This is a genomic window from Erysipelotrichaceae bacterium 66202529 (assembly GCA_017161075.1).
Taxonomy (GTDB): Bacteria; Bacillota_I; Bacilli_A; order Erysipelotrichales; family Erysipelotrichaceae; genus Clostridium_AQ.
Genome location: CP046174.1, coordinates 2,235,306 through 2,261,359, shown reverse-complemented (window position 1 = coordinate 2,261,359; position 26,054 = coordinate 2,235,306). Strand labels below are relative to the sequence as shown.

Sequence of the window (26,054 nt, the reverse complement as noted above, 5' to 3'; positions counted from 1 at the left end):
TTCACAAATATTTCTAAAAAATGAAAAGAGCGACGAAAACGCCGTTCCTTTTGTTTCAAAGCATAACAACCTATCAAAATATGTCGGTTTTTGCGGATTTTAAGCTATATTTCTGGATTTCTGAAGCATCCATTCAATGAAGACACCATACCCGTTGGAAGGGTGGGAAGTGATGACATGGGTGACAGCACCGATGATTTTTCCATCCTGTACAATCGGTGATCCACTCATTCCCTGTACGATTCCATTGGAAGCAGACGCCAGCTTTTCATCATCAATCTTAAACTCAATTCCCTTTACATCCGCTGTATTCTGCCGATGCACCTTCGTAATATGAATCGTAAATGCCTCTACTGTTTTACCCTGCAGCACGGTATACATCACAGCATCACCCGTATGCACTTCATCATGCTTCGCCCAGGGGAGAGCCTCCACATTGCGCAGCAGCTGATCGTAATGGCCGTAAATACCGATATTCGTATTCGCGAGGACATTGGCGAAGGAGGAGCTGAAGTCAATCTCCGCATGCTTTTCCCCCGGAATGTTATCCTGTGCCTTTGTAATTGAGACCACATTAGCCGGATACAGACTGCCTGATGGCACCTCAGCGACCTGCTTCAGGTCAGAGTCCATGATTTCATGCCCCAGGGCACCATAGGTGTTGTTTGAGGGATCATAATAGGTCAGCGTACCGACACCGACAATTTTATCCTTCACATATAAGCCGCTTTTAAACGAACGTGTGGAGGCATCATAGGTTGTTTTCAGTGTTATGGGAAGTTTAGAAGCTCCCCGCTGTATTTCCACCGGTATCTCATTGACTTCCTTCTGGTATGCGGAAAGCTGCTGATACAACTCATCCATAGAGGAAATCGGCACTTGATTCACACTTACCAGAATATCCCCAGGCTGAATCTGAGCGGAAGGATCATAGGTTTCTTTATCGACGATAAACGGATAGGTTCCGGTGATCATGACACCATTGTAATTCAGCTGTATGCCGATGCTGTCTCCGCCAAGATACAATTCATCACTGGCATATATACACGTTGGCAGCATAAGAGCTGCAGCGCATAAAAAAGCAACTATTTTTTTGTACAAAACGCTCACCTCCTGGAGTTAGTGTGGTACTTCAGGAGATACTCATGTCAGTTAATTATTACCTGTTTCCTGTCTTGCCTTATCGTACAGCTCCTGAGAGGCGCGCAATGCGGTATCACTGACACTGCCGCCGGCGATAATTGCCATTTCTTCCACACGTTCCTGCTCATCAAGCAGACGGATGGTCGTTGTTGTATGCTCCCTGTCCTGATGCTTCTCAACGACATAGTGCTGAGCTGCACAGGCAGCTACACTTGCCAGATGGGTTACACAGAATACCTGTGTATGCTGTGCCAGCTGCCGCATTTTCTTTCCAATAGCGAAGGCAACACTGCCGCTGACACCGGTATCAATCTCATCAAAGATAATCGTATCAATGCCGGTTAATCCTGTAAACACCGTTTTTAAGCCAAGCATGAAGCGGGAAAGCTCTCCTCCGCTTGCGGCTGCCTGCAAGGGACGCAGACGTTCACCGGCATTCATGGATACCAGAAATGTGATTTTATCATTACCTGCCGCATTGCCCTCAAAGGCTTCCAGCTCTACATGAAAGCGGGCATTGGGTAGCTGCAAATCCTTCAGCTGGATCAGGATGAGCTTTTCCAGCTCCTGCGCCTTCTTCACCCGCAAGGCATGCAGCCTTGTACAGTCTGCCTCATATTGCTTGCGGGCCTTGGCCAGTCGCTGCTCCTGCTTGGTGATAAAATCCTGACGGTGCAGGATACTGTCAATTTTCTGTTCCAGAAACGCACGCTTTTCCATGACGGCTGCATAGCTGCCGCCGTATTTGCGCTGTATTTTGTGAATCAGAAATATGCGCTCCTGAATTTCATGAAAATGCGCCTCATCAAATTCCATCTCCTCCAGGTGGGTGCGGATACGGGAGCATTGTTCATCCAGTGCATAATACAGATCCAGTAGCTGTGCTGCCGCATCCGGAAAGACGGTATCCTCCTGCAATGGATGCAAAAGACGATAGCATTCATAAATTGAAGCCACACTGTCTCCATCCAGCAGCTCCACAGCCTGGGATGCCGCACTGCTCAGCTTTTCATATGCCATCATCTGCTTCTGTTCCTGTTCCAGCTCCTCGAGTTCATCCTCTTGCAGCTGTGCATCGTCAATTTCATTCAGCTGAAAGGTCAGAAATTCCAGATCATCCTCATTATAGTCATTATGCAGAGCCTCCTCTAGCTCCTTTTTTATGGAACGGTAGGTCTGCCAGCTCGCCTTTGTGCTTTGTAACAGCTCCTCATCCTGTGCAAAGCGATCCAGCAGCATCTGGTGGGAAGCGGCATTACGCAGATATTGTGTATCATGCTGCGAATGAATGTCGATCAGCTGGGAAACCACCTGCTTCAAAAATGAAACCGTCGTCGTCCGCTGATTGATCCGGGCTGTGCTTCTTCCCTCCCGGGTCACCTCCCGGGTGACGATTAAAAGACCATCCTCTGTATCAAAGCCTGCCTCCTGCAGCTGTGGCCATACCATATGATCGTTGGCAATTTCAAAAACACCTTCAATGACCGCCTTACTCTGGCCCTCCTTGATCATATCACTGTTGACACGATCTCCCTTTAGGATGCCGATCGCATCCATTAACAGAGACTTTCCGGCTCCGGTTTCACCGGTGAAGGCCGACATGTTGTCATGCAGCTCCAGCTGCACCTCATCCATCAGAATGAAATTTTTCACATAGATCTGTGTAAGCATATTCTCACCTCTTTACCTGATAATTTTTTACGATTTCCTTAATGGGGAATACACGGTGGCATTCCTCATGCTTCAAGTGCATGACAAATTCTTTATTTCCATCCCTGCCCAGCACACTGCTGGCACACAAGTGATGAACATACAGTCCAAGCGTATTCACAAACGTACACATGGATTGCAGGACTTCGATATGCACCTTTTCATTTTTAACGATGCCGTGCTTGCCGACATTCGCTTTTCCTGCTTCAAACTGCGGCTTCACCAGCGCCACGATTTCCAAATTGTCAAACTGGGATGCCAGTGCAGGCAGGATTTGGCGAATGGATATAAACGAGACATCCATACACGCAAAATCGGGCTGGAGGTCAAACATTTCCCGCTGCAGATAGCGGCAGTTCACACCCTCCATATTCACAACGCGCGGATCCTCTTTCAAGCGCTTCAGCAGCTGATCTCTGCCGACATCCACAGCATACACCAAACGTGCTCCGGATTGCAGACAGACATCACTAAAGCCACCGGTACTTGCCCCTACATCCAGACAGATACGGTTATGTAAATCAATGCGGAAGGGTTCCAGCACATCATACAGCTTAAAGCCTGCACGGGAGGCAAACGCTGTTTCCGGCGCTTCCACATGAATCTCCATGGCTTCCTCTACCGGCATACTGCTTTTTTTTACGATTACTCCATCAACGCTTACCCTGCCCTCCTGTATGGCATCCTGCGCCTTGGCGCGGCTTTCACACAAACCGCATTTGCTCAGGTATACATCCAGTCTCATGTCTGATCCAGCTCCAGATAGCTTGCGATGATTTCAAACAGCGTATTCATATCCAGATGCTCCAGCTTGCGCAGCTGCGGCAAGGAGCCGTGCTCCACAAAATGATCATCTATGCCCATGCGGACAAAATGCGTCGTATACCGGTGATCATTCGCAAATTCTGTAATCGCACTGGATAAGCCGCCGCACAGTATATCCGGCTCATATATGATCACCGGCTTGTTTTCCTCACAGACAGCTGCCATAAGCTCCTCGTCGATCGGTTTGAAAAAGCGCGCATTGATCACACGGATCGGCAGCTGATTGACCCTTGCCTTGGAAATGATGCGGTCTACATCCGGCCCATAGGTGATGATATTCAGTGCATAATCCTCACGAATCGCCGTCTGCGTCCAGCTTCCTGTTGGAATCAGCTCATACTGTTCCACCGCCTGATAGCTTACATTTCCTCTGGGATAACGGATTGCATAAGGGTGATCTCCTTGTGCAAAGGCGGAATATAACAAATTCTGTGCTTCCCTTGCATCCTTTGGCTGTGCCAGGATCATATTGGGAATCGGGCGCAGCATGGCGATGTCAAATACCCCGTGATGCGTTTCTCCATCCTCACCGACCAGTGAGCAGCGGTCAATTCCAATCACGACCGGAAGCTGCATCCGGGCAACATCGTGACTGATCTGATCATAGGCTCTCTGCAGAAAAGAGGAATATACAGAAATAAACGGCCGTACATCTGCCGTGCATAGGCCTGCCGCAAACGTCATGGCATGCTCCTCGGCAATTCCACAGTCAAAGGAACGCTTTGGAAAACGCTCAAAGAACGCAGACAGCTTGCTTCCGGATTTCATGGCCGGTGTAATGGCAACAATGCGCTCATCACGCTGTGCCAGATCCATCAGTGTGGTACTCATAACCTCACTCCAGCTTTTGTGTCCGGCAGGCAGCTTCGCTAAGGATTCTCCGGTTTCCGGATCAAACTGACTGACACCGTGCCATTTTCCTTCCCGGTCCTCCTCCGCATAGCGATAGCCCTTCCCCTTCTTTGTCATGACGTGAACCACGATTGGCCCTTCATGCTGCCGGGCGATTTTCAAAACCTTGATCAGCATCTTTAAATCATGACCATCCACCGGGCCGATGTAATCCAGATTGAAATCTCCGAATATGGAGGTATCCACCACATTCTCCTTTACTGCATTTTTCATATGCTTCATGGTATGCAATAACGAATTTCCCATTCTGGTTGTGGACAGTGCCCCCTTTAAATCCTCCTTTAAGGTCGTATACGGCTTACTCGTTCTCAGCTTTGTAAAGGCCTCATCCATCGCTCCCACATTTTGTGAGATCGACATGTTGTTGTCATTAAATATGATGACCATGTTGCGCTGCTCGCTGCCAATCTGGTTTAGGGCTTCCATGGCCATGCCGCCGCTTAAAGCTCCATCCCCGATAACCGGCACCACCTGATAGGTATCGTTATGCAGATCGCGTGCAACCGCCATACCAAGTGCTGCGGATAAAGAGGTTGAGGAATGTCCGGCCTCCCAGACATCGTGATCGCTTTCCTTACGCTTCTGAAAGCCTGCGATCCCCTTATACTGCCGAAGCGTTGGAAACTGACTGCTGCGGCCTGTCAGAATCTTATGTACATAGGACTGGTGACCGACATCAAAAATAAATTTATCCGAAGGAGAATCAAAGACATAATGCATCGCAATGGTCAGCTCAACGACCCCCAGATTACTGGACAGATGGCCGCCAGTTTTGGCTATGCTCTGAATCAGAAACACACGAATCTGCTGAGCCAAATCCTGCAGCTGTGCAAGCGAGCATTCCTTGATGTCCGCAGGCTGTTTGATATCGTAGATGTTCATACAACCGCTCCTCTCAGTTTTTTCGTTTCATCAGCTGATCAAACAGCTTTTTTACCGGCTCTGTGTCCAGCTTCAGGGAATCAAGCTGTGTGATTGCACGCCGATAATAGAAATCCGCATCCTGCTTTGCTTTTTCGATTCCCTGCAGCGTTACATATGTGCTTTTTTCATTTTCCGCATCGCTGTTGATATTTTTTCCAAGCTCCTCCACCGTGCTTGTCACATCCAGAATATCATCCTGAATCTGAAAGGACAATCCGATATCCGCACCGATCGTTTCCCATACCGGCAAATCTGCCTTATGTCCGGCAAGCAGTGCGCCGCATAGCAGCGGAAGTGTAAGCAGCTTGCCTGTTTTGTAGAAATGGATATCCTGCAGAGACTGTAAATCAATATGCGGATTGGCTTCCCCCTCCAAATCCTTGATTTGTCCCAGAATCATACCTCCTGCCCCGCTGTAATCAGACAGCAAACGACAAATTTCAACAAGCTCATCCGCAGGGCAAGCTGTTTTCATCGCCTGTGCAAATGCATAGGTCAACAGGCCGTCCCCTGCCAATATCGCCACATCCTCACCATATTTTACATGGCAGGTAGCCATGCCACGGCGCAGTGTGTCATTATCCATCGCCGGAAGATCATCATGAATCAGGGAATAGGTATGTATCATTTCAATCGCAGCTGCCAGCGGATAGCCGATGGTTTCCTCCTGAGCGTATGCGTTCAGCACAGCCAGCAGCAGCTTCGGACGCACCCGCTTACCGCCTGCCATCAGGGAATACTGCATAGCATCCCGTACCCTGCTTGCAGGCACGCTATCCAGACAATGGGTCAGATAATCTTCAAAATCAGGCATTTTCATTTCCCTCCTGATATGTATTCAGCAGCTCCTGTACGCGGTTTTCAAAGTTCTTTAGCTGAGAATCACAGGAGTTTACCAGCTGCAGTCCTTCTTCAAACAGAGCAATCGCATCCTCCAGCTCAATTTCATTTTTCTCCAATGCGGCGATAATATCCTCCAGCCGGCTCATGGATTGTTTAAAAGGCAGTTTCTGTTCCATTATAAGTTCTCCTTCTTCTCAATGATGGTATCAATATATCCATCCTGCAGCCGAAGCCGCAGGGTATCGTTTACTTCTACATCCTCTATACTGGAAATCACCGCATCCTCATGGTAGGCAATCGCATATCCGCGCGAAAGACTTTTCAATGGGGAATACGCATCCAGCAGAGCACTGACATTGCGCATCTGACGCTTGCGCTGCATATCGTAATTTTGCAGGGCATTTTGCAGCCTCAGCCTGCTTTGTTCCACGTTTCGCGCATTGATCTGATACAAGCGTTCACTGTGGATTGCCAGCTGCTGTGAATTCTGCTTCAGCCGCATGGCAAACGCAGCTACCTGCGCTTCCACAACACCAAGGCGGCGCACATGCATGGCAAGCTTCATTTCCTCTTCGCGTATATAGCTTTGCGGATCCTTCATATACCGGTGCTGCTTTACTGGCTCCAATGCCTGTCTGGCAAGCTGCAGCCGGGTTTCCATATCCTTGATCATACGGCGGCGAAGCAGTGCCACATGCATACGCACCTCTTCCAGATCCGGTGTAATCAGCTCCGCAGCTGCCGTCGGCGTCGGTGCACGGGCATCCGATACATAATCGACAAGCGTCGTATCCGTTTCATGTCCGACTCCGGTTACAATTACGGAAGACATCGCATATACCGCCCTGGCAACCGTTTCCTCATTAAAGCACCATAAATCCTCAATAGCTCCCCCTCCACGGGCAAGCAATACGACATCATGATTTCCACAATCTGCGAGTGCAAGATTTTTTACAATGGCCTCACTTGCCTGAATGCCCTGTACAAGGCTGGGGTATACCTTTACCTCTGCCAGCGGCCAGCGCCGGGAAATCGTCGTCAGGATATCTTGCACGGCAGCTCCGCTTTTCGCAGTGATAACACCGATACTCATCGGATACTGCGGCAGTGCCTTTTTCTTATTGGGATCAAAGAGTCCCTCCGCAGCCAGCTTTCTTTTTACTTCCTCCAGCTGCAGAAACAAATCTCCAAGACCATCCGCCTGTACACCGGTCACATACAGCTGCACGCTTCCCCCTGCCTCATACATGGAAACGGAAGCCGTCACGATGACCTTCATTCCTTCTTTCAACACAATGCGGCAGCGGCGTGCATGTGAGGAAAACATCACACAGCTGATTTTGGCACGGGCATCCTTTAGTGTAAAATACCAGTGTCCGCTGCGATGATTGGTGAAATTACTGATTTCCCCCTTGATGAGAATGGATTGTATCCGGATATCATTGTCCAGCGACTGCTTGATATAGTGAACCAGTGAGGAAACACTATACACACTCTGACTCATAGACGATCCAGTACTCCGTTAATCAGACGATATGTTTCATCGTCACAGTATTTTTTCGCAAGTGTGACTGCTTCATCGATAACGATAGCCTTTGGCGCCGTTTCCAGGTCAAGCTCACAGGCGGCCATAAGCAAAATCGCCTGCTCGACAAACCCCAGACGGTCAAATGTCCAGTCCTGGCGCAGAGCCTCATTGATCTTGTCGATATATACATCACGATACGCCACGGCATCAATCGTTACCGTATATAGAAACGGGTCAATTTCATTTGTCTCACAGTTATCGTATACACACTGCTTAATGTCCTTTTGTAATAAAAAATGCTGATACAGGCTGGTCATTGCCAGCTCCCGTAATTTATGTCTGCTGTTCATAGAAATCCTCCATTCATCCTTTTTATTTTATCATATTTCCCTGCCGGTTGGCAGTCTTTGCTTCTGCTAATTTTTTCACGAATTATTTACCATACACAACCTGCGCACTCGGCACCACACTGCTGGCAGGGCTGGTATGGCTTGTTTGATCATCGAAGAAGATATGCGCACCAAATGCTTTTAATACATCCTTCTTTGTAATGCCTCCCAGAAAGAAGGCCTCATCAATTCGGATATCCCATGCTCTCAGCGTACGGATCACCCGTTCATGTGCCGGTGCATTGCGGGCAGTCACCAGGGCTGTGCGAATCGGAGAACAGTCCGCAAACTCCTTCTGCAGCGTAGCTATCGTTTTCAGAAAATGCGCAAACGGCCCCTCCGGCAGCGCCTGTCTGGCACAGCTTTTCTCATGCTGGGCAAATGCCTCCAGACCATCCCTTTGATAAATCTGTTCACTGGCATCGGAAAACAGCACGGCATCCCCGTCAAAGGCAATGCGAATCTGTTCAATTTCCTGCAGCGGGTCATAGTCCGCAATCGCATTGGTATAAATGCGCCCGGCCGCAAAGCCTGCCTGCAGGGCAGAGCGCACATCATCCTCATGCGCACTGAGAAACAAATCCACGCCAAATGCCTCCAGATACCCGGTTAGGGAGCCTCCCCCACTCAATACCGCCCGTGTGATATCCAGACCATAATGCTCGATGGAAGAAAAGATTCGTAAGGAGGTATCTGCACTGTTGCGTGACATAATCAATACCTCCACACGACGCTGATCTGAAAGCTCATTAAGCTTTAATAGCGCCTTTACCAGCGCAAACCCGCTGCCCGGCTTCAATATTTCGTTTTCATGTGCAAGCTGGTAATCACTGTATGCCTGCAGCCCTTTTGTTTCATATATGTAATTTTCATCGTCCAGATCAAACAGTGCCCGGCTCGATATCCCGATCACCAGGCAGTTTTCAAGACTTACCGCCATATGCTCACATCCTTTCTGTTCATGAAAAAAAGAAATCCGTAAGGATTTCTTTAAAAGATAAAGCCAACGACATGGATATCGATGATATCCGGTGTATACCCGGTCATATGTTCAATATTTTCAAAGATCTTACTCTGTACTTTGCTTGATTCTTCATTTACGTTTACGCTGTACTTTACTTTTATGTCGATGGACAAAATCAGCTGATCGTTTACGATTTTGCAGCTGATCGGATATTTAAACGGCGCAGCACTCTCTGCCAACGCGATGTTTTCATCCTCTTCGACAACGATTTTCGCAATCGTCTGAAATGCTGATTTGCTTAATGCAATCACACCAGCATTGTTTCGTTCCTTTAATGCAATATATTCCTGAGCCATTTTCATCACCTTCTAGGTTTATTATACCAAAAAGAAATCCTATTTGAAAGTAACTTCCATCAAATATTTATGATTTGTGGCCTCCTGTGCCTTCTGCATAATGGTTTTCGCAGCATTTTTATCATCCTTCTGTTCAAATACCGTGATAATACAGGTATTCTCACTGATTTCCACCGCCGTCTGATAGCCCTCCTTTTTCAGGATATCCGCAACACTTTTCTGCAGGGCTTTTTCATCCTTCAGCTCGTCAATGGCAGCCAGTGCCTCCTTCTTCGCGGCATCATCGCTTTTGGTATCCGCAACAACGCTGGAATTGCGATTGATTTCCTCTTCCTTTTTCTGATTGATACTGTCCTGCAGCTTGCTGCTATCTGCTGATTCTGATGTATCCTTCTTCTGTTCCTGTGCTTCCTCTGTCTTGCTCTGATCCTGCTTTTCATTCTCTGACGGTGTGGAAGTCGCTGTTTCCTGTTTGGCCTCCTCCTTCGTCTGTGTGGACTGCTCCTCCATGACACTGGTAGAATCCGCCGGCAGTGTCACATAATAGACGGACAGCATCAGAATCAGAGAGAACATGGTCAGAAATGCAAGTGCTTGTTTATTCATAAAAAGTGCCCTCCTTGCTATTACACCCTATGCAGGAAGGACACCTCTTATACCAGTTTTTTTACTTTTGAAATATATTGTTCATGCGCTGCATCCAGTCCTCGTAATAGGCGCTTTGGTACTGCATGAAATCCGAATAGGAAATCACACGATTCTCCAGCTCCTCGATAAAGCGGACAAAGGCTTTGTTAATGGCAACCATTTTATCATCATGAATGATATCAATCGTACCGATTTCACACAATGAGTTTGCCAGAATACGAGCACATTCCTCATGCAGAAGATCACTTTGATCCATCGGCAGCCGCACAAAGCTGGTATTCAGCCAGTAGTTATCCACCAGATAGTTTTTGATAACATTCAAAAACAGACAGAAATCCTCCATGTTGTTCCCCGGTTCAATGGCAAACAGCATCTTGAAGAAAACAAACCAGTCATAATCACGGTTCAATACGGATATCAGATGATTTCCCAGAATATGGACAAAAACATCCTTGGAATAGAAATCCTGTTCCATTTCTATTTCATTTTCAAAATCCATCTGTATAGAGTTCAGCTTCTTAAAGGTGCGAAACAGTGTGGAAATACGGTCGTTGTTGCCACCGTCAAAGCGGATATCCTTAATGAAAATATAATGTCCCAGAATGGTAGAAACACTCTTCAGGTTCATGGTAAACCCGATGGATTCATTCATTTTCAACGCAAACAGGTCGTTGATTGCCTTGGATATCTGCTTTTCAAAGCTGGTTTCCGTAATGCTGGAATCACTCAGCGAGGTTTCCTGCATCTGATTGTAAATAATATTCAGCTGCCGGTCGGTAATCGTCAGATTGGCCTTAATACTGGCAAGCAGATCCTTCATGAAATCATCATAAACATAATAGTTTGTATTTTTATATACAAGCTTATGCTCAATTTCTCCCCAAAAGGAATGTACCAGTGCCTTGATTTGCAGCTCGACATTGACCTTTTGATCTCCCTTGCGGTAATAGCCGTCTATACGATAGATAGCAAAGCCGTTTTTTTGAATCTGCGGCTGCCGTGAGGCACAGTCCAGAAAAAAGTTCGGATTGATTTCATTATAGTAAAAGCCATCCTCCGCATTGCGGACATTCAGTGTTTCCCGTATTTTGTTAAGCACATTATATTCATCCTCGATAAACCGGCATTCAATAATAAAGCCGATCAGATCGCTTAGATTATCCAGAATCCCCTGTGCACTGTCATTTTCCACATAGAAGCGGTTGCGTATGATTTTTTCACGCAGGCTTTCCCTGGATTTCACACGGGAGTTGATATCCACGATCATCTCACTGGATTCCTTGAATACTACCGTCAGATACTGCTCGATTTCACGCTCAATCTCATGGTAAAATGCATTGTTTTCATCCAGCAGGGATAGCGCTTCATCTATTGTGTCAAATACCTTTAATCGCATAGGGCTGACTCCTTTCCCTCCATAAAGTAGGAATGTGTCGCTGCCAGGTCTTTTTTCAGTTGTTCATGCAATGCATCCGCATCGTGGAATTTCTGTTCTTCCCGAATATAGGACAAAAAGCGGAAGGTAACCGGCTCATCGTAGATATCCCGGTCAAAGTCCAGCAGATGCGCTTCAATGGAAAGCTGTTCCTGGTAATTGTAGGTTGGATTGTTGCCGACGTTGATCATCGCCTTGTGCCATGTCCCCTGCACCTTGACAGCCCCCACATAGACACCCTTTTTTGGCATGACATACAATTCATAAAGGTGCAGATTAGCCGTTGGAAAGCCATGCTTTCTCCCTACGCGGCTGCCTCCCTTGACACTTCCCTCCATGTCATACCAGCGCCCCATAAAACGCGCAGCCTTTTCCATGCTGCCTTCTTTAATCAGCTCCTCAATGCGGGTGGAGCTGATTTTTTTATGCTCACTGCTGACCTCTTCAATAATATGCACCTCAAAATCCTGCTGACTTTGCAGCTGCCGGGCATCCCCTTCCCCTTTTCTTCCATAATGGAAATCATATCCGCATACCAGCGTATCCAGATGCAAAGGCTTCAGCACCCGCTCATGAAAGTCCTGTGGCGTCAAATCCGCCATTTCCTTGGAAAAGTCAAGGATGATCCAGTATTCTATGCCCATCGCTTCTGCAATCCGCATCCGCTGCTTCATCGGCGTAATGTGGGCAATTTCCCGCAGCCCCTTGATCACACACCAGGGATCGGGTTCAAAGGTAATCAAAGCACTTCGCGTATTGCGCTTTTCCGCTACCTGCTTCACCTCTTCAATCAGCTTCTGATGTCCCAGATGCAGACCGTCAAAATATCCGATACAGGCTGTCAGCGGTTCCTCTACCACAGGAGTCTGCTTCAGGCTTATATGTATTTCCTTCATATTTTCACCTACCATAATCCGCGGACGCAATGAAATACATCCGCTTCCTCACGCTGATAAATGGCCACAATTTCTCCGTTGTGCGTAACCGCGATAGCATCCGCCTCACAGGACAGCCGAATCCGCTTTCCGTTATAAATATCCGCAGGCTGTTCATACTCCACACATTCATAATGAGAAAGCACCTCCCGCAGAGAATGCAGCTGAAAGCATCCTTCCTCGACCTCCTGCAGAGTAACGCACTGCTCCAGAGAGAACCGCCCGACCTTTGTCCGTACCAGAGAGGACATACATCCCAGATTACCGGTTTTCTTGGCAATATCATGACACAGAGAACGTACATAGGTTCCCGAGCTGCAGCTTACTCTGAATTTCAGCTTCTCCACATCCAGTGCTTCAATGTCATAAATTGTGACCTTACGCACAGGACGCTCCACCTCTTTCCCCTCTCTTGCATATTCATATAGCTTTTTTCCATTTACACGAACACTGGAAATCATCGGCGGCACTTGTTCCTGTACCCCGCGAAAGGTATCTAGCACAGCCGCAAAATCCGTAATCGGCTGAATGGGTGCCTGGGCGAGCGGCGGTGTCCATATATCATCACTGATGGTTCGCATTCCAAGCTGCAGCGTCGCAACATACTCCTTATCTGTATCCTCCAGAAAGGGCAATGCCTTGCATGCCCTGCCAATCAGTACCATCAGGACACCGGTTGCATTCGGATCCAGTGTTCCGCTGTGTCCGATTTTCTTTGTATGTAATATTCTTCTCAGACGAGCTACGACATCATGAGAAGTCATATTTTGTTCCTTATTGATTAGTAAAATACCGTCCATCTTATCACCGTCACTAATTATATCATATATTTTTCACAAATCATGAGAGGAATATGTGAAAGTGAAAAAAAGCATGGTATAATGAAACAGTTTTTAAAGGATGTGAAAAAATGGAACTACATACGATATTAGGTGACATACGAAAGGCTGACCAGGATTATCATCTCATCGAAGACGGTGACCGCATTGCAGTAGGCGTGAGCGGCGGTAAGGACAGCATGGTGCTTCTGACAGCGCTGCATATGTATTCAAAATTTGCGGACCGCAACTTTGAGGTAGTTGGAATCCATATCAAGCTCGGTTTTCCAAATATGGATTTTTCTGAGGTGGAAGCCTTTTGCAAGGAACAGGGCATTACATTTCATCAGTTTGATTCCAAGGTGTATGAGATTTTAAAGCGCAATCCCGACAAGGAAGGCAGGATCAAATGCAGCCTGTGCTCCAAGTTTAAAAAGGCCACGGTGATCGATGCCGCAAAAAAGCTCAGCTGTACAAAGGTTGCGTTCGGACACCATAGCGATGATGCTGTGGAAACTCTGTTGATGAATGCAATTCACGGCGGGAAGCTGGCAACCTTTTTACCAAAGATGTACATGTCAAGAACGGATACAACCTTTATCCGTCCGCTGGTGTATTCCTATGAGAGTGAAATATTATCTGCACTCACCAGAAATAACATACCGTTTGTAAAAAGCACGTGCCCGAATGACGGCTATACGGAACGACAGGCGATGAAGGATATGCTGCAGGATTTCTATAACAAATATCCGATGGCGCAAAAGAATTTCATTCACATGCTGTACAATGAAGATCAGGTAGAGCTGTGGCACCGGGAGGGCGATCATAAGGCGGAAAAGGCGAAATCCATGTCTGTTCTTCTGAAGGAGGAAGGAAGTCTGCAGCTAGCAAGGCATGGAGCTGCATATTTTATTATCTATTCGGCGCAGGAGCATCCCAATCAGCGCCGCCATCTGAAAATCAGTGAGGAAGAAAGCAATCGTATCATGGAAGGCACTCCGATAGAAGAAATCTTTCTTGCATATTCAGGTACAATGAAAGCATAACAAGAAACGTCACATGGCGTTTTTTTGTTTTACATTGCATAAACATTTGGATCGATAATGACCTGCATACTTAATTATACAAGGAAAAGTGATATAAAGTATTCTCCAGCCCTCAATATTTTTATGTAAAAAAAACGCCCTCAGACGTTTTTTTCTATGACTATATTAGATAAGCAACTTATGAATACCTGAAAGAAAACAATTTGTTTTCTACCTGTCTACAATCATTTATCAGTTCTTTTACGCTTTAGATATGATAACAGCAAAATTGCAAGCATTCCAGTTATAAGAGAAGCTGTCAACCAGCTCATACGCATCGTATCATCACCGGTAGCAGGTAATTGCTGCTGCTTTTGCTTGTTTTTTGGTAAATATTTCTGTGTTTTATCAACATTTTTATTGTTGTTTGTATTGGTATTGGTTGTCGTATTTGCAATGAGGTCCCCCTCAGCAGGTATATCACGATATGCAATCGCATAATTGGAAAAACGATCTGTTTCAATCGTAATGGTATTTGCATCCGTATCCAGGTCATTTAGAATCACTGCTAACCCATCATGCATCCGAAGAATGACAAACTCCCTGTTCCCTGTATTATCTTTGTTTTTCAAGCTGTCCGGTATATCAATCGTGATTTTTATGCTTCCTGATGTTTTTGTCAGCCTGCTCTGTTCCCCATCAATGATCTTTAGCAGACTGATATCTAGGTATTGTCCGATGGAATAGTGATCCAATGCCTTCTCCATAATTGTCTTATCTTTTGCACTTATACTATCCGCAGCATCCGTAACCGTTAGAAGTATCGTAATGTCAATTCCATGTTCGATAGACCTTATTTCTTCCTGCGTAAGTACAGCATTTGTCAATTCCTGATTGGACATAGGTATTTGTACACCGGGAGCATTGTTTTCCCTTTTTATTTTCTTTTCAATACTTCCAGCTTCTTCAGCTTTCATCATTGGAATAATTTCCGTTTGCATCACATATCCGCAGATAATGCATTCTTTATGCTTGCTTCCGGAAGTTGAGATGGTAGCTTCTTTATCCAGAATCCACTCACTTGCTATATGTGCCGCTTGATCCAGCTTTTCATTGTCGTCTGCCGTACAATTATGCCAGTGTACGGTATCGTTCTTAGACCAGACATCGGATGGAATATGTATATGCAGCATCGGGATATCCGCAGTTTCCATAATCTGACCGCAAATAGTGCATTCCTTGTGCTTTTTCCCAACTGCTGTAATGGTAGCTTCTCTGTCAATGATCCAATTACTTGCCGTATGTGCTGCTTCGTCCAGCCTTTTACCGTCATTTGCTGTACAGCCATGCCAGTGTGTGGCATCATCCTTAGACCATGTGCCTACTGCGGTATGCGTATGTGAATAGCTGTGAAAATAAGGATTCGTTTTTATGCCTGCCAAATTTGTTTTCTGTGAAAAGGGCGAACCCTCCATTGCTGTTGCAATATCTTCATCCACTCCGGTATAGACCTCTACACGTTCACCAGTCACAGGTGTAATGGAAGCTGAAGATATAGCACCCAGACATCCACCAGTTCCTTTACAAATGACATCGGATTTTCCTTCGATAGAGAGTGTATCCCTTGACCAAATTCCGAGATCGTTACTCGATGTCGCATATACCTTACTATTGGAAATTGTCATATCGCTTTCACTGAACAATGCGGGATTGAAGCTGGATGCAGTAACATCCGAGTTATCGGAAATCATCAGCTTATTATTTGTAAATATTGCATTACTCTGTTCAGATACAGCAGCTACGGAAGAATTTTTTATCGTAATACCAAGTCCTCCCCAGATAGTTGTATTTGTAGAAGCAAGGGTAATATTGGCGTTTTCGATTTTTACAAGACCGCCGCTCACATTAAAACCATCGGTAGTATTCTTTGCAGTATCATGGAAAACATAGGTACCGCCATTTATTGACACATTCTCTACATCATAAGCTGCATATATCCCATTTCCACCTCTATTTATATAACAGATCAGTTTTGCATCAATATCCCCATACACCTCAATCGGCCGGCTGGCATATATACCACTCTTAGTCTTACCTAGAGGCTTGTCTTCTGTACCAAAATAATTTTCACCCTTCAGATAAATTCTAACCGGCCCGTCATTATTGATTCCGGTAATAACAGAAGGAATATAAAGCCCATGTCCTCCATCATCTACTTTTACATTTTCTAAAATAATGGTGTTGTTTTCCGGTTCATAAGTTACTGTTCCACCGAAATAACTGTTCGTCCCCTCCTGTAAGTGTTGTCTCCCTAACGTAATCGGATTGGATGCCAGAGCGCGTATTCCATTTTCTGGCATTTGTGAAAGAACAACCATGAAGATTAAAGCTAGACCTATCACTTTCATGAATTTTGGTTTTCTCATTTACACCTATCTCCTTTCATATGGTAAGCTGTTGATTATATCCATACTAGAATCAGTAATATGGTTATCGTGTTAATCTGACGCTTTTATTACCTTCTTTCCAACTATGCTTTATAAGAATAGAATCTATATATGTATACGATTATGTATATAGTAAAAAAAAGACAAATCCCTCTAAAATGTAAGAAAAGCACAAAAAAAAGACAGCATATTTTCACAAAAATAAGCTATCTAATATCGTATACATTTTTACACGGACCACGATGATTCATCATATAATGGGATAATGACACCTTTGTATTAGGAATAATGCTTTTTTTAAAATCTGTATTTCCTGCACATGATAAAGGCATCCACCTGTCACAATGAGTGTATCATTTCTTCTATAAGCTACACAATCGCGGTCCGTCCGCTGACGCTACTATTGTAAAAATACAGGCAAATCTTATATATAAAATTTATGATTTACATAAAAATACGATTTCAACGCAAAATCACTATTTTAAATAATGGAAAAACTAAAGCTGTACACTTTCTCCTACTTGCAGACATGTAATCACCCGCTATTCTGCATAAAATAAAAACCAAACACTGATACTCTGCAAAAGTATTGGACATATCAACAATAATTAAGCAATAAAGCATTGATTGAACCGCTAATTTAGCACTTTCGAATCAGCCTTTATACAACAATGCCAAAAAAAGAGAAGCCTTATAATCAGTAAGATTATTGCTTCTCTTATTCGTAATGCTCATAACAATCGTTTAATCTTGGGGATTATGAATTTTCCTAACAAATAAATGTTACACAGATATACAAACAGGTTTCCAATATACGAATAAAGAGTAAAACGCCCCTTCATCATAACCTGTGCAGATAATGTCTTTGTATCAGACTGAAAGTAATTGGTGTATGCAAGTACATTTCCCTTAAAATCTGATGCAATCGAAATTCCTTTATTTGTATGTCTGATTATATTACTTCCATTTTCAACACCACGTACTATTGCTGTCTTTGTAGCTATCAATGTCATTTCTTTCCAATCCGAAGCTGGAACAATCAATATATCTACATTATGTTTACCTGCTTGCTGTATCTTAGAAGAAACAGCCATATCAGAACATATGAATGGTGCAATTCTTCCGTATTCTGTATCAAAACTTTTCAACCTTCCATCGCCTTTTTGACACAATTCTCCAATAGAACGTCCATGTTTAAAATACTCAGATATTTGTTCCCCTTGAGGATTGAATGCTATTGTTTTATTTTCTTTTAAATCCTCATAAGGTACTTTAACCAATAATGAAACAATCAGATAAATTTTTTCTTCTTTTGCTACATCTGATGCTTTTTGTAGTAATACACCTTCATCTTGTTTTAAAACTGCTCCATTTAGTTCAGACCAAAAAACAATCTTTGCTCCTGCTTGTGCTTCCTGCTTCGTTTTTATGAAAAGTTTCTCAACTAGTGATGCCAGTTTATTTCTTGTATTAGTGATATTTTCATCAGTGAATGTATCTGTATAAAATGTAGCATATACATCCTTATCATTATTAAGTAGATTTGAAACTGGAACTGTCACGCCAGAAATACGAACACTTTTATCTGAATCTCCTACAAAGTGAAACATAACAACACCATAAACAAATACGAATCCAATTACAGAACTGTATATAGTAATATATTTTTTGATATATTCCAGTTTGCTTTTATTGTTCCAAACCCATATGATCATTACTGCCGTCCAATACATCAAAAAGGTAATTCCATACACTCCAGTTACTGTTACGATCTGCAGCAAATACGGATTTTTGAATTGCGTATAAGCATCAGACAAACCACCTAAAATAGGATATATTAAATATATGATATACTCTATTGAAACCATCATACTTGCAAATATAATTGTATCTTGAAATTTCATTTTTGATTTCTTCCAATAGATATATGGTAAAACTTTCAAGAAAGACAGCATAACAGCTACCACTATACATATTTTTATATCCATTCCAATGGCTCTTCCAAATTGAATAATAAAACCAATCGCATAAATAGAGATAATTATAATATATACTTTTCGAGTATTATTAGAGTTGATCATACATAGAAACAAAATTGGATAAAGCCATGCGAAAATTGGAATATTCCATTCTCCATTAGACATTACATAGATTAAAAAACTAAATATTATGAAGACTATAGAGCTTTTATTTTTCATTGTGAAGCACCTTCTGTAGTCCTAATACTATCGACTTTGTTCCATTCAGGCATCAATGATTGTATTCCTGCAATTAGAATTTCTATCGAAATTTCAAAACTATCAGATAGTGGCAAAGAATGTCCAAATGAACCATTGTTCACTAAAAGAAAATAACCTTCTAAAAAGCTTCTGAATGTCCTTATCAGATGAAAACAATAGTCTTCTGGAATATTTAAAGAATTCGTTATTTTAAAAATAATTGTGAGAAGTTGAGCAGTAGCTTTTTCCATTTCTCCACTTTCAAATTTGTTATACCATAACATCACATTGAATACACCCGGATTTTCTATTACATAGTCATAAAAGGCATAACACATAGCTCTAATTGCATCAAACCCACTTAATCCTATTACAGCCTGCGTAATACGTTCTTCCGCTTGTTTCCATCCATACATCATTAACTGCATTTTTAAATCATCAACTCCATCTATGTGATTATATAACGATGGTGATTTTATCCCTAAATTTTCTGCAAGCATTTTCAATGTAACTTTATCGATTCCTACGCTATTCACTAATTCAACCGCTTTGTTTATTATTGATTCTTTATCGATATTTCCTTTTGTCATATTTATCACCCTTTAGCCTTTAACTAATTATATTAGTATTTTAACTAATTTAATTAGTTATGTCAATACTACAAGAAAATGACGCTATTGCTCATACCTCTAGTGATGGTGTAAAAAATGAAATAACAAGCCTAATAGCATAAACTATATCACTCTGTTTGCTACTATTAAAAGCAATTATATATGTATTTATACGAGGAGAAATGCAAAGTATTAACCGTATAAGAAAAGTCAGGAAAGACTACAACCAAGCCATACTGACATATAAAAAGATGATTAGTTTTTGATTTTTTGTATATCAACAATAAAAAAGCCATGGAGCGGTATTCTCCATAGCCTTATCTGTAGCTTTCTTCTATTCACACTTTTTTACACATATATATAATGAACACTGCACAGTATCTTCTTGAATATGAAACTATGCCTCACGAAGAACAAACGCGTGCCATCATGGGATGATCGTCTGTAAACTGCACCAGATCCCACAGATTACCATATAAATCTTCGAAGACAGCAACAGTACCATAATCTGCATTCTTTGGTTCACGGATAAAGGTTATGCCATTGTTCTTCATATCTTCATAATCCCTCCAGAAATCATCCGTACCCAAAAACAGGAAAACACGACCCCCTGCCTGATTACCGATAAATGCCTCCTGGCGCTGTTTTGATGCTTTAGCAAGCAGAATGGTTGTACCATTGCTTCCTGGAGGCGATACAACGACCCAGCGCTTATCCTGCAAAGGCTGATAGGTATCCTCGATGAGCGTGAAATGCAGCTTTTCTGTATAGAATGCAATAGCCTCATCATAATCTTTTACGACAAGTGCAATATGAACGATGGTTTGCTTCATTGGCTCACTCCTTCGCTTTTTGCGCGGCTTCCCATGCAAGCTGGAACGCACTCTTTTCCTGCTTCTTCTCCGCCTCCTGCTTTTTGTTGAAATCACGCAGCTCCTGCTTACCGGCTACATTGCGCTTTTCCTTCAGCTTTTCATTATAACGGTCAAATTTCTCACGGAAGCCGCATACACAGGTGTACAGGCGCTTTTCCTTCTCCCCAACCACATTCATTTTCTTATGGCAGTTTGGACAGCGGGCATTGCTGATGAAGGAGAGATTTTGCTTGTATTTACAGGCAGGATTGCTGCAGGCCAGTAATTTTCCGCGCTTCCCGTTGATTTCCAGCAAATTGCTTCCACACTCCGGACATTTCTTCTGTGTCATATTGTCATGGCGGTAGTTTGCTTCACTGTTCTTTACCTTCTCAACAAGGTCACTCGCATATCTGCGCATTTCCTTCTTAAATTCACGATCCTTTAAGGTTCCCTTGCTGATGGCGGTGAGCTTTTCTTCCCACTTCGCTGTAAGCAGCGGTGAGCGCAGCTCCTCTGGTACAAGGGATACAAGCTGAATGCCCTTGCTTAACGGATAAATGGAATTTCCACGTTTTTCAATATAATTGGTTTTAAACAGCTTTTCAATGATATCTGCCCGCGTTGCCACTGTGCCGATTCCGTTTGCATCCTCCAAAACAGCTTTCATCCGATTATTCTGAATGAATTTGGATGGATGCTCCATCGCTGACAGCAGGGTTGCTTCTGTATAGCGTGCAGGTGCCTTCGTAAAGTGTGATGTGATACGGACATCCTTTACCGGATACGTCTGTCCTTTTGAAAGTGCCGGCAGCTTTTGATCATCCTCGACCTCATCCTCATCATCAAAGCGCTCGTTTTTCTGATATAGGGCACGCCAACCATCTGTTTTCATAACCTTTCCGCTTGCATAGAAATCCATGTTTTCAAATACGGCATAAATTTTTGTTTTTTCATACTCGCTCGGCTTTGATAATACTGCCAGAAAACGGCGTACAACCAGATCATATATTTTCTTTTCATTCGGGCTCAGCCGCTGAAGCTCCACATATTCCTCTGTTGGAATGATGGCATGGTGGTCGGAAACCTTCGTATCGTCAACAAAACGCCGGCTTACCTTATAGCCGTTTTGCAGCAGTTCTCTGGCGTATGGCTCATATACATCTATGCTTATAGCCTGAAGCCGTTCCTTCAGAGTTGCTACGATATCCTGGCTCAGATAACGAGAATCGGTTCGCGGATAGGTCAGCAGCTTGTGTGTTTCGTACAAATTCTGCATATAGTTCAGTGTTTCCTTTGCACTGAATCCAAAGCGCTTATTCGCATCCCTTTGCAGCTCGGTAAGGTCATAAAGCTGCGGCGGCTGTTCCTTCTGCAGCTTTCGCTCTACCTCTTTGATCGTGAGCTGCTTCTGCTTTAACCGCCTTGCAAGCTCCTCTGCCTGTTTCCGCTCCGGTATGGACGCATTGCTGTTTTTGCGGTAATCCAGTGTGAAATAGCCCGTGTCCACACGCAGGGTAAAATATTCCTTTGGTATGAATTTGCGAATTTCTTCTTCTCTGTCCACAATCATTGCAAGCGTTGGAGTCTGCACGCGTCCTGCAGACAGCTGGGCATTAAATTTACAGGTCAGCGCTCTGGTCGTATTCAGCCCCACCAGCCAGTCAGCTTCTGCCCGACATACAGCACTGCGGTACAGCGGCTCGTATTCCTTTGCATCCTTTAGGTGAGCAAAGCCGTCTTTGATTGCCTTATCTGTCTGTGAAGAAATCCACAGCCGCTTCATCGGCTTGTGAATATTCGCCTTTTCTATGATCCAGCGGGCAACCAGCTCCCCCTCCCGTCCGGCATCGGTGGCGATTACGATATCCCGGATATCCGAGCGATTTAATAGACTCTTAACCAGCTTATACTGACGGGCAGTCTGTCCAATCACCTTTAGGTTCATCTTTTCCGGAAGCATTGGTAAATCCTGCATATCCCAGGTTTCTAAGCGCTTGTCATAATCCTGCGGGTCTGCCAGCTCCACCAGATGACCCAGTGCCCATGATACGACATACTGCTTTCCTTCCATATAGCCATCCTTTTTGATTGGACAGCCCAATACTCTGCCAAGCTCTCTGCCTACACTTGGCTTTTCAGCCAGAACAAATGTCTTACTCATACTTCCTCCTTAAATCCTGCCAGCCGCATCAGCTCTCTGGCATTCGTTGTTGTACACTTACCCTCTTTCAACCGATAATCAAAGCATATTTTATCATTCTCATAATATTCCGAGAAGTGATAATTCTGTGCATATATCCGCGGGTCATCACACAGCTCGCAAAGCTCAAAATCATGAGTTGAGATCATCGTGATGATCCATGGCTGGTGAAGATGGTGAATAGCACTAGTGGCACAATAGATACGGTCTGCACTATTGGTTCCCTTGAAAATCTCATCGATCAGAACCAGCATGGGAATGCGTTCCTTACTGGCTTCATTCATTTTCTGTATCCGCAAAATTTCTGCATAAAACGTGGAGATTCCCTCACTTACATTATCATGTACTCGCATGGAGGTAAACAGGCTCATGCTGGCTGCCGCAAAGGATGCTGCACATACACTGGCACCGGCATGCATCAGTACCAGATTGATACCGATGGTCCTTAAAAATGTTGTCTTACCGGACATATTTGAGCCGGTTATGATGTAGGTGCCATTTTTGAGGGTGATGGAATTAGCTACAGCACTTCCCTCCTCCAGCAGCGGATGCATGATGTTTTCCGCCTTTATATACGGAGAGCCTGTCATATAGTCCGGTGGACTGGTGATTTCCTTTGCCAGCGTCAGCTGTGCCAAAGAAGCATATGCCTCCAGCTCACCGATATCCGACAGCCATGTCCGTAAGGCTTTCCCATAGGTTTGCTTCCAGCTTTGCAAAGCGATCACACATTGAAAATCAAGCAATGCAAATGCATTTACGACAAAAAACAGAATACTGTTCGATCTGAGCTGTACCATCGTCAGTATCGTTTTCAGCTTAGAAATCGCCAAACGGGCATCCTGTACATCATAACGAATCCGGCACAGGGCTTCGCTTTGGAAGGTGGTTTCCTCAATCAGGCGAAAAATACGCTCATAATCCGCAGCTAAATGAGCCAGCGGTTGCACCCTGGACAGCGCCTGTGCATGCTTCATAAAAAACAGCAGACTCAGACACAACGAAAGCATAGCCAGAATCAGTACAGATGCATAATTGATAATATTAGAAAGAAAAAGTAGCAGGGATAAAACAGTAGCTGCCGATAACAGCAGGCATCCCAGTCTTACCCCATGGGAATAGCCCTTTTCATCCTCTTCCATATAGGTAAGTATATCCTCCATAGAAGAGCGTTTTTTTCGCTGTCCATGGCGCTCATACAGCTTCAGCAGTTGTGTTAACGAATTGGTGAAATCCGTCTGTCTGCTGCATTCCTGTACAGCAGCATTCCGTTCTTTCATAGCTGTTTGCTTTTGTTGCATGGGAGTGAGCAGTTCAGCTAAATGCTGTCTTCCAAACGCTGTCTTTGCGACGCACAGATACTGATACAGACTGGCATCACCCAAAAGATCCAAATCATATGCCTGTGTCTTATCATCCTTTAAAAATTCCGAGCCGGTATCCGCAAAGCTCTTCCACCCGCTTTTTTTCCGCTGTATGATGTCCTTTAGAACCTCTGCCATCACCTCATCATCCTCAAGCTGCTGCTTGAGAGCTCTGTGCCTGGCTGCAACATACAAGAACAATGAAAATGACAGCAGACAAACAATATAGAAAAGCTGTTCATAATAATATCCGCGAAACAAGGAAAACAGTGCAAGCAGTATCAGAGCTCCACGTTGCATAGCATAAGCGGAGGAACGCTTTTTCCCGGCTGCAATCTGTTTCTTTTGTTCATCAATTTTTTTCTGTATAACTCGTATCTCCATATCTTCCCTCCTAACATGGAGTCTATTATATCACACCTTTTCGTGATTCTTATGTGAGAAACAATATTTCCCAGATGAAAACTCTTTCAAATTCATGTATAATAATACTGGTGATGCAAAATGAAATTAGAAACCCGTGTCCTGCAAAATCTGACACAGCAGCAAAAGCTGTCCCAGCGCCAGCAGCAGGATCTGAAAATACTGGAAATGAATAATCAGGATTTGGAATCCTGGATAGAAGAGGAACTAGAAAAAAATCCGTTGCTGGAATTCGACGAGGCTTATGAAACAGGTGCCGCCTCTTGTTCTCAGGGAGATTTTGATCTGCTTCTGAATTTTGTGACGAATGAACAAACCCTCACCGATGTACTTCAGGAACAGATTGATACCTGCTTGCATCCGCTGCCGAAGGAGCTTGCGGAATTTATTATCAATTCCCTGGATGGTAATGGATATCTTCCTCTAACGGATGAAGAAATTCATAAGCTGATGCCACGCTACAATCTGGATGAAATCGAGGACACCATCAATGAAATCCAAACCTTTGAGCCTGCCGGCGTCTGTGCCAGAAATCTGCAGGAATGTCTGCTGATCCAGCTCTGCTTTGAAGATATTCCCTATTCCCAGATTGCCATTATGATTGTCAATTTTTATTTAAAGGAGGTAAGTGAAAACAAGCTGCCGCAGATTGCCGAAGCATTGCAGATTTCGCTTGCGGATGTACAGCATGCCATCACGCTGATCCGTTCTCTGGATCCAAAGCCAGGCTCCCGCTATGCGCATACAAGCGCTTATGTAAATCCGGATATGCAGGTAGATGTGGAGGACGGTGAAATCCACATTCAGATGTTTCGCAAGAATTATGGCTTGCGTATTCAGACGCCCGTGGATACAGGTGCCGATGCCGAAGCCGCAAGGTATCTGAACCAGCAGAAAAAGCAGGCGGAGTCACTGCTTGGTAGTATTGAAAAGCGCAATTCAACGATAGCAAGGATCATGGAGGTCATAGCAATCGTGCAACAGGATTTTTTCCTGCACCACGGGCAGCTAAAGCCTTTGAATATGAAGGATATCGCCGCAAGGCTAACGCTTCATGAGTCCACTATCTCCCGGGCTGTATCCGGTAAATCCATCCTGTTTGAACAGCAGATCATCCCCTTGAAGTTTTTCTTTCCATCCAGAGTTAGTGAAGATGCCAGTGCAAATGAAATTCATCTGCGATTGCGAACGCTGATTGACCAGGAGGATAAGAAAAAGCCGTATAGTGATCAAAAGCTTTGTGATTTACTGAAGGAGGATGGTCTGGATGTATCCCGCAGAACGATTGCCAAATACCGGGATCAGTTGAAAATTCCGGCAGCTTCCAAAAGAAAGCAGTTTTAAAACAATTTATAAAAGTGATAGCACAGAAAAACAATCTCTTGATTTATAAGAATATTATAAGGGAGATTGTTTTTTTATATTCCTGTAGATGGCTTGTGTGCCCTGTCTGTATGTCTGCCTCACTTCATTTACTA

General features: G+C 44.0%; 22 protein-coding genes. 2 read left to right on the top strand and 20 right to left on the bottom strand.

What is annotated here, in order from left to right; genetic code table 11:
- Positions 1 to 99: 99 nt before the first annotated feature.
- The 14 genes from GKZ87_10680 to truB all read right to left on the bottom strand — a co-directional run bounded on the left by GKZ87_10680 (position 100) and on the right by truB (position 13,412).
- Positions 100 to 1,101, bottom strand: a complete 1,002-nt coding sequence (locus tag GKZ87_10680; protein QSI25910.1) for a stage IV sporulation protein B — start codon at positions 1,099 to 1,101, stop codon at positions 100 to 102.
- Between the two features lie 51 nt (positions 1,102 to 1,152).
- Positions 1,153 to 2,814 carry a DNA repair protein RecN gene (recN, locus tag GKZ87_10675; protein QSI25909.1) on the bottom strand — a complete coding sequence of 554 codons (1,662 nt, stop codon included), beginning with the start codon at positions 2,812 to 2,814 and terminating at the stop codon, positions 1,153 to 1,155.
- 4 nt (positions 2,815 to 2,818) lie between these two features.
- Positions 2,819 to 3,598, bottom strand: a complete 780-nt coding sequence (locus tag GKZ87_10670; protein ID QSI25908.1) for a TlyA family rRNA (cytidine-2'-O)-methyltransferase — start codon at positions 3,596 to 3,598, stop codon at positions 2,819 to 2,821.
- Positions 3,595 to 5,472 (bottom strand): 1-deoxy-D-xylulose-5-phosphate synthase, encoded by a 1,878-nt coding sequence (dxs, locus tag GKZ87_10665; GenBank protein ID QSI25907.1) that lies wholly within the window; start codon positions 5,470 to 5,472, stop codon positions 3,595 to 3,597. The genes GKZ87_10670 and dxs overlap by 4 nt, the downstream gene beginning before the upstream one ends.
- Positions 5,473 to 5,485: 13 nt before the next feature.
- Positions 5,486 to 6,328 carry a polyprenyl synthetase family protein gene (locus tag GKZ87_10660; protein ID QSI25906.1) on the bottom strand — a complete coding sequence of 281 codons (843 nt, stop codon included), beginning with the start codon at positions 6,326 to 6,328 and terminating at the stop codon, positions 5,486 to 5,488.
- Complete coding sequence (gene xseB / locus GKZ87_10655) at positions 6,321 to 6,533, bottom strand: exodeoxyribonuclease VII small subunit (GenBank protein QSI25905.1); 213 nt, start codon at positions 6,531 to 6,533, stop codon at positions 6,321 to 6,323. The genes GKZ87_10660 and xseB overlap by 8 nt, the downstream gene beginning before the upstream one ends.
- Positions 6,533 to 7,861: an exodeoxyribonuclease VII large subunit gene (gene xseA, locus GKZ87_10650; GenBank protein ID QSI25904.1), complete on the bottom strand. Its 1,329-nt coding sequence runs from the start codon at positions 7,859 to 7,861 to the stop codon at positions 6,533 to 6,535. Before xseA ends, xseB begins: the two co-directional genes overlap by 1 nt.
- Positions 7,858 to 8,235, bottom strand: a complete 378-nt coding sequence (gene nusB, locus GKZ87_10645; GenBank protein QSI25903.1) for a transcription antitermination factor NusB — start codon at positions 8,233 to 8,235, stop codon at positions 7,858 to 7,860. The genes xseA and nusB overlap by 4 nt, the downstream gene beginning before the upstream one ends.
- Positions 8,236 to 8,317: 82 nt before the next feature.
- On the bottom strand, positions 8,318 to 9,214 hold the full coding sequence (locus tag GKZ87_10640) for a 5'-nucleotidase (protein QSI25902.1): 897 nt from the start codon (positions 9,212 to 9,214) through the stop codon (positions 8,318 to 8,320).
- Positions 9,215 to 9,264: 50 nt separating this feature from the next.
- A complete protein-coding gene (locus tag GKZ87_10635) occupies positions 9,265 to 9,594 on the bottom strand; it encodes an Asp23/Gls24 family envelope stress response protein (GenBank protein QSI25901.1) in 330 nt (109 codons plus the stop codon).
- Between the two features lie 39 nt (positions 9,595 to 9,633).
- On the bottom strand, positions 9,634 to 10,200 hold the full coding sequence (locus GKZ87_10630) for a stage III sporulation protein AH (protein ID QSI25900.1): 567 nt from the start codon (positions 10,198 to 10,200) through the stop codon (positions 9,634 to 9,636).
- A gap of 61 nt (positions 10,201 to 10,261) precedes the next feature.
- Entirely contained in the window at positions 10,262 to 11,638 is a 1,377-nt protein-coding gene (locus GKZ87_10625) for a RelA/spoT family protein (protein ID QSI25899.1), read from the bottom strand.
- Entirely contained in the window at positions 11,629 to 12,573 is a 945-nt protein-coding gene (locus GKZ87_10620) for a bifunctional riboflavin kinase/FAD synthetase (protein ID QSI25898.1), read from the bottom strand. Before GKZ87_10620 ends, GKZ87_10625 begins: the two co-directional genes overlap by 10 nt.
- 8 nt (positions 12,574 to 12,581) lie before the next feature.
- Positions 12,582 to 13,412, bottom strand: coding sequence for a tRNA pseudouridine(55) synthase TruB (truB, locus tag GKZ87_10615; GenBank protein ID QSI25897.1), 831 nt, complete (start codon positions 13,410 to 13,412; stop codon positions 12,582 to 12,584).
- Between the two features lie 110 nt (positions 13,413 to 13,522).
- Between truB and GKZ87_10610 the strand changes: the two genes are divergently transcribed.
- Positions 13,523 to 14,476 carry a tRNA 2-thiocytidine(32) synthetase TtcA gene (locus GKZ87_10610; protein QSI25896.1) on the top strand — a complete coding sequence of 318 codons (954 nt, stop codon included), beginning with the start codon at positions 13,523 to 13,525 and terminating at the stop codon, positions 14,474 to 14,476.
- Positions 14,477 to 14,700: 224 nt separating this feature from the next.
- Here GKZ87_10610 and GKZ87_10605 read toward each other — a convergent pair whose 3' ends face one another.
- The 6 genes from GKZ87_10605 to GKZ87_10580 form a co-directional block, all read right to left on the bottom strand.
- Positions 14,701 to 16,881, bottom strand: a complete 2,181-nt coding sequence (locus GKZ87_10605; GenBank protein QSI25895.1) for a hypothetical protein — start codon at positions 16,879 to 16,881, stop codon at positions 14,701 to 14,703.
- Between the two features lie 752 nt (positions 16,882 to 17,633).
- On the bottom strand, positions 17,634 to 19,100 hold the full coding sequence (locus GKZ87_10600) for a hypothetical protein (GenBank protein ID QSI25894.1): 1,467 nt from the start codon (positions 19,098 to 19,100) through the stop codon (positions 17,634 to 17,636).
- The gene (locus tag GKZ87_10595) at positions 19,097 to 19,711 is read right to left on the bottom strand and encodes a TetR family transcriptional regulator (protein ID QSI25893.1); all 615 of its coding nucleotides are present in this window, start codon (positions 19,709 to 19,711) and stop codon (positions 19,097 to 19,099) included. The genes GKZ87_10600 and GKZ87_10595 overlap by 4 nt, the downstream gene beginning before the upstream one ends.
- Positions 19,712 to 20,136: 425 nt before the next feature.
- Complete coding sequence (locus GKZ87_10590) at positions 20,137 to 20,565, bottom strand: VOC family protein (GenBank protein ID QSI25892.1); 429 nt, start codon at positions 20,563 to 20,565, stop codon at positions 20,137 to 20,139.
- A gap of 4 nt (positions 20,566 to 20,569) precedes the next feature.
- On the bottom strand, positions 20,570 to 22,750 hold the full coding sequence (gene topB, locus GKZ87_10585; GenBank protein ID QSI25891.1) for a DNA topoisomerase III: 2,181 nt from the start codon (positions 22,748 to 22,750) through the stop codon (positions 20,570 to 20,572).
- The gene (locus tag GKZ87_10580; protein ID QSI25890.1) at positions 22,747 to 24,537 is read right to left on the bottom strand and encodes a DNA mismatch repair protein; all 1,791 of its coding nucleotides are present in this window, start codon (positions 24,535 to 24,537) and stop codon (positions 22,747 to 22,749) included. The genes topB and GKZ87_10580 overlap by 4 nt, the downstream gene beginning before the upstream one ends.
- 120 nt (positions 24,538 to 24,657) lie before the next feature.
- Between GKZ87_10580 and rpoN the strand changes: the two genes are divergently transcribed.
- On the top strand, positions 24,658 to 25,920 hold the full coding sequence (gene rpoN / locus GKZ87_10575; GenBank protein ID QSI25889.1) for an RNA polymerase factor sigma-54: 1,263 nt from the start codon (positions 24,658 to 24,660) through the stop codon (positions 25,918 to 25,920).
- Positions 25,921 to 26,054 lie beyond the last annotated feature (134 nt).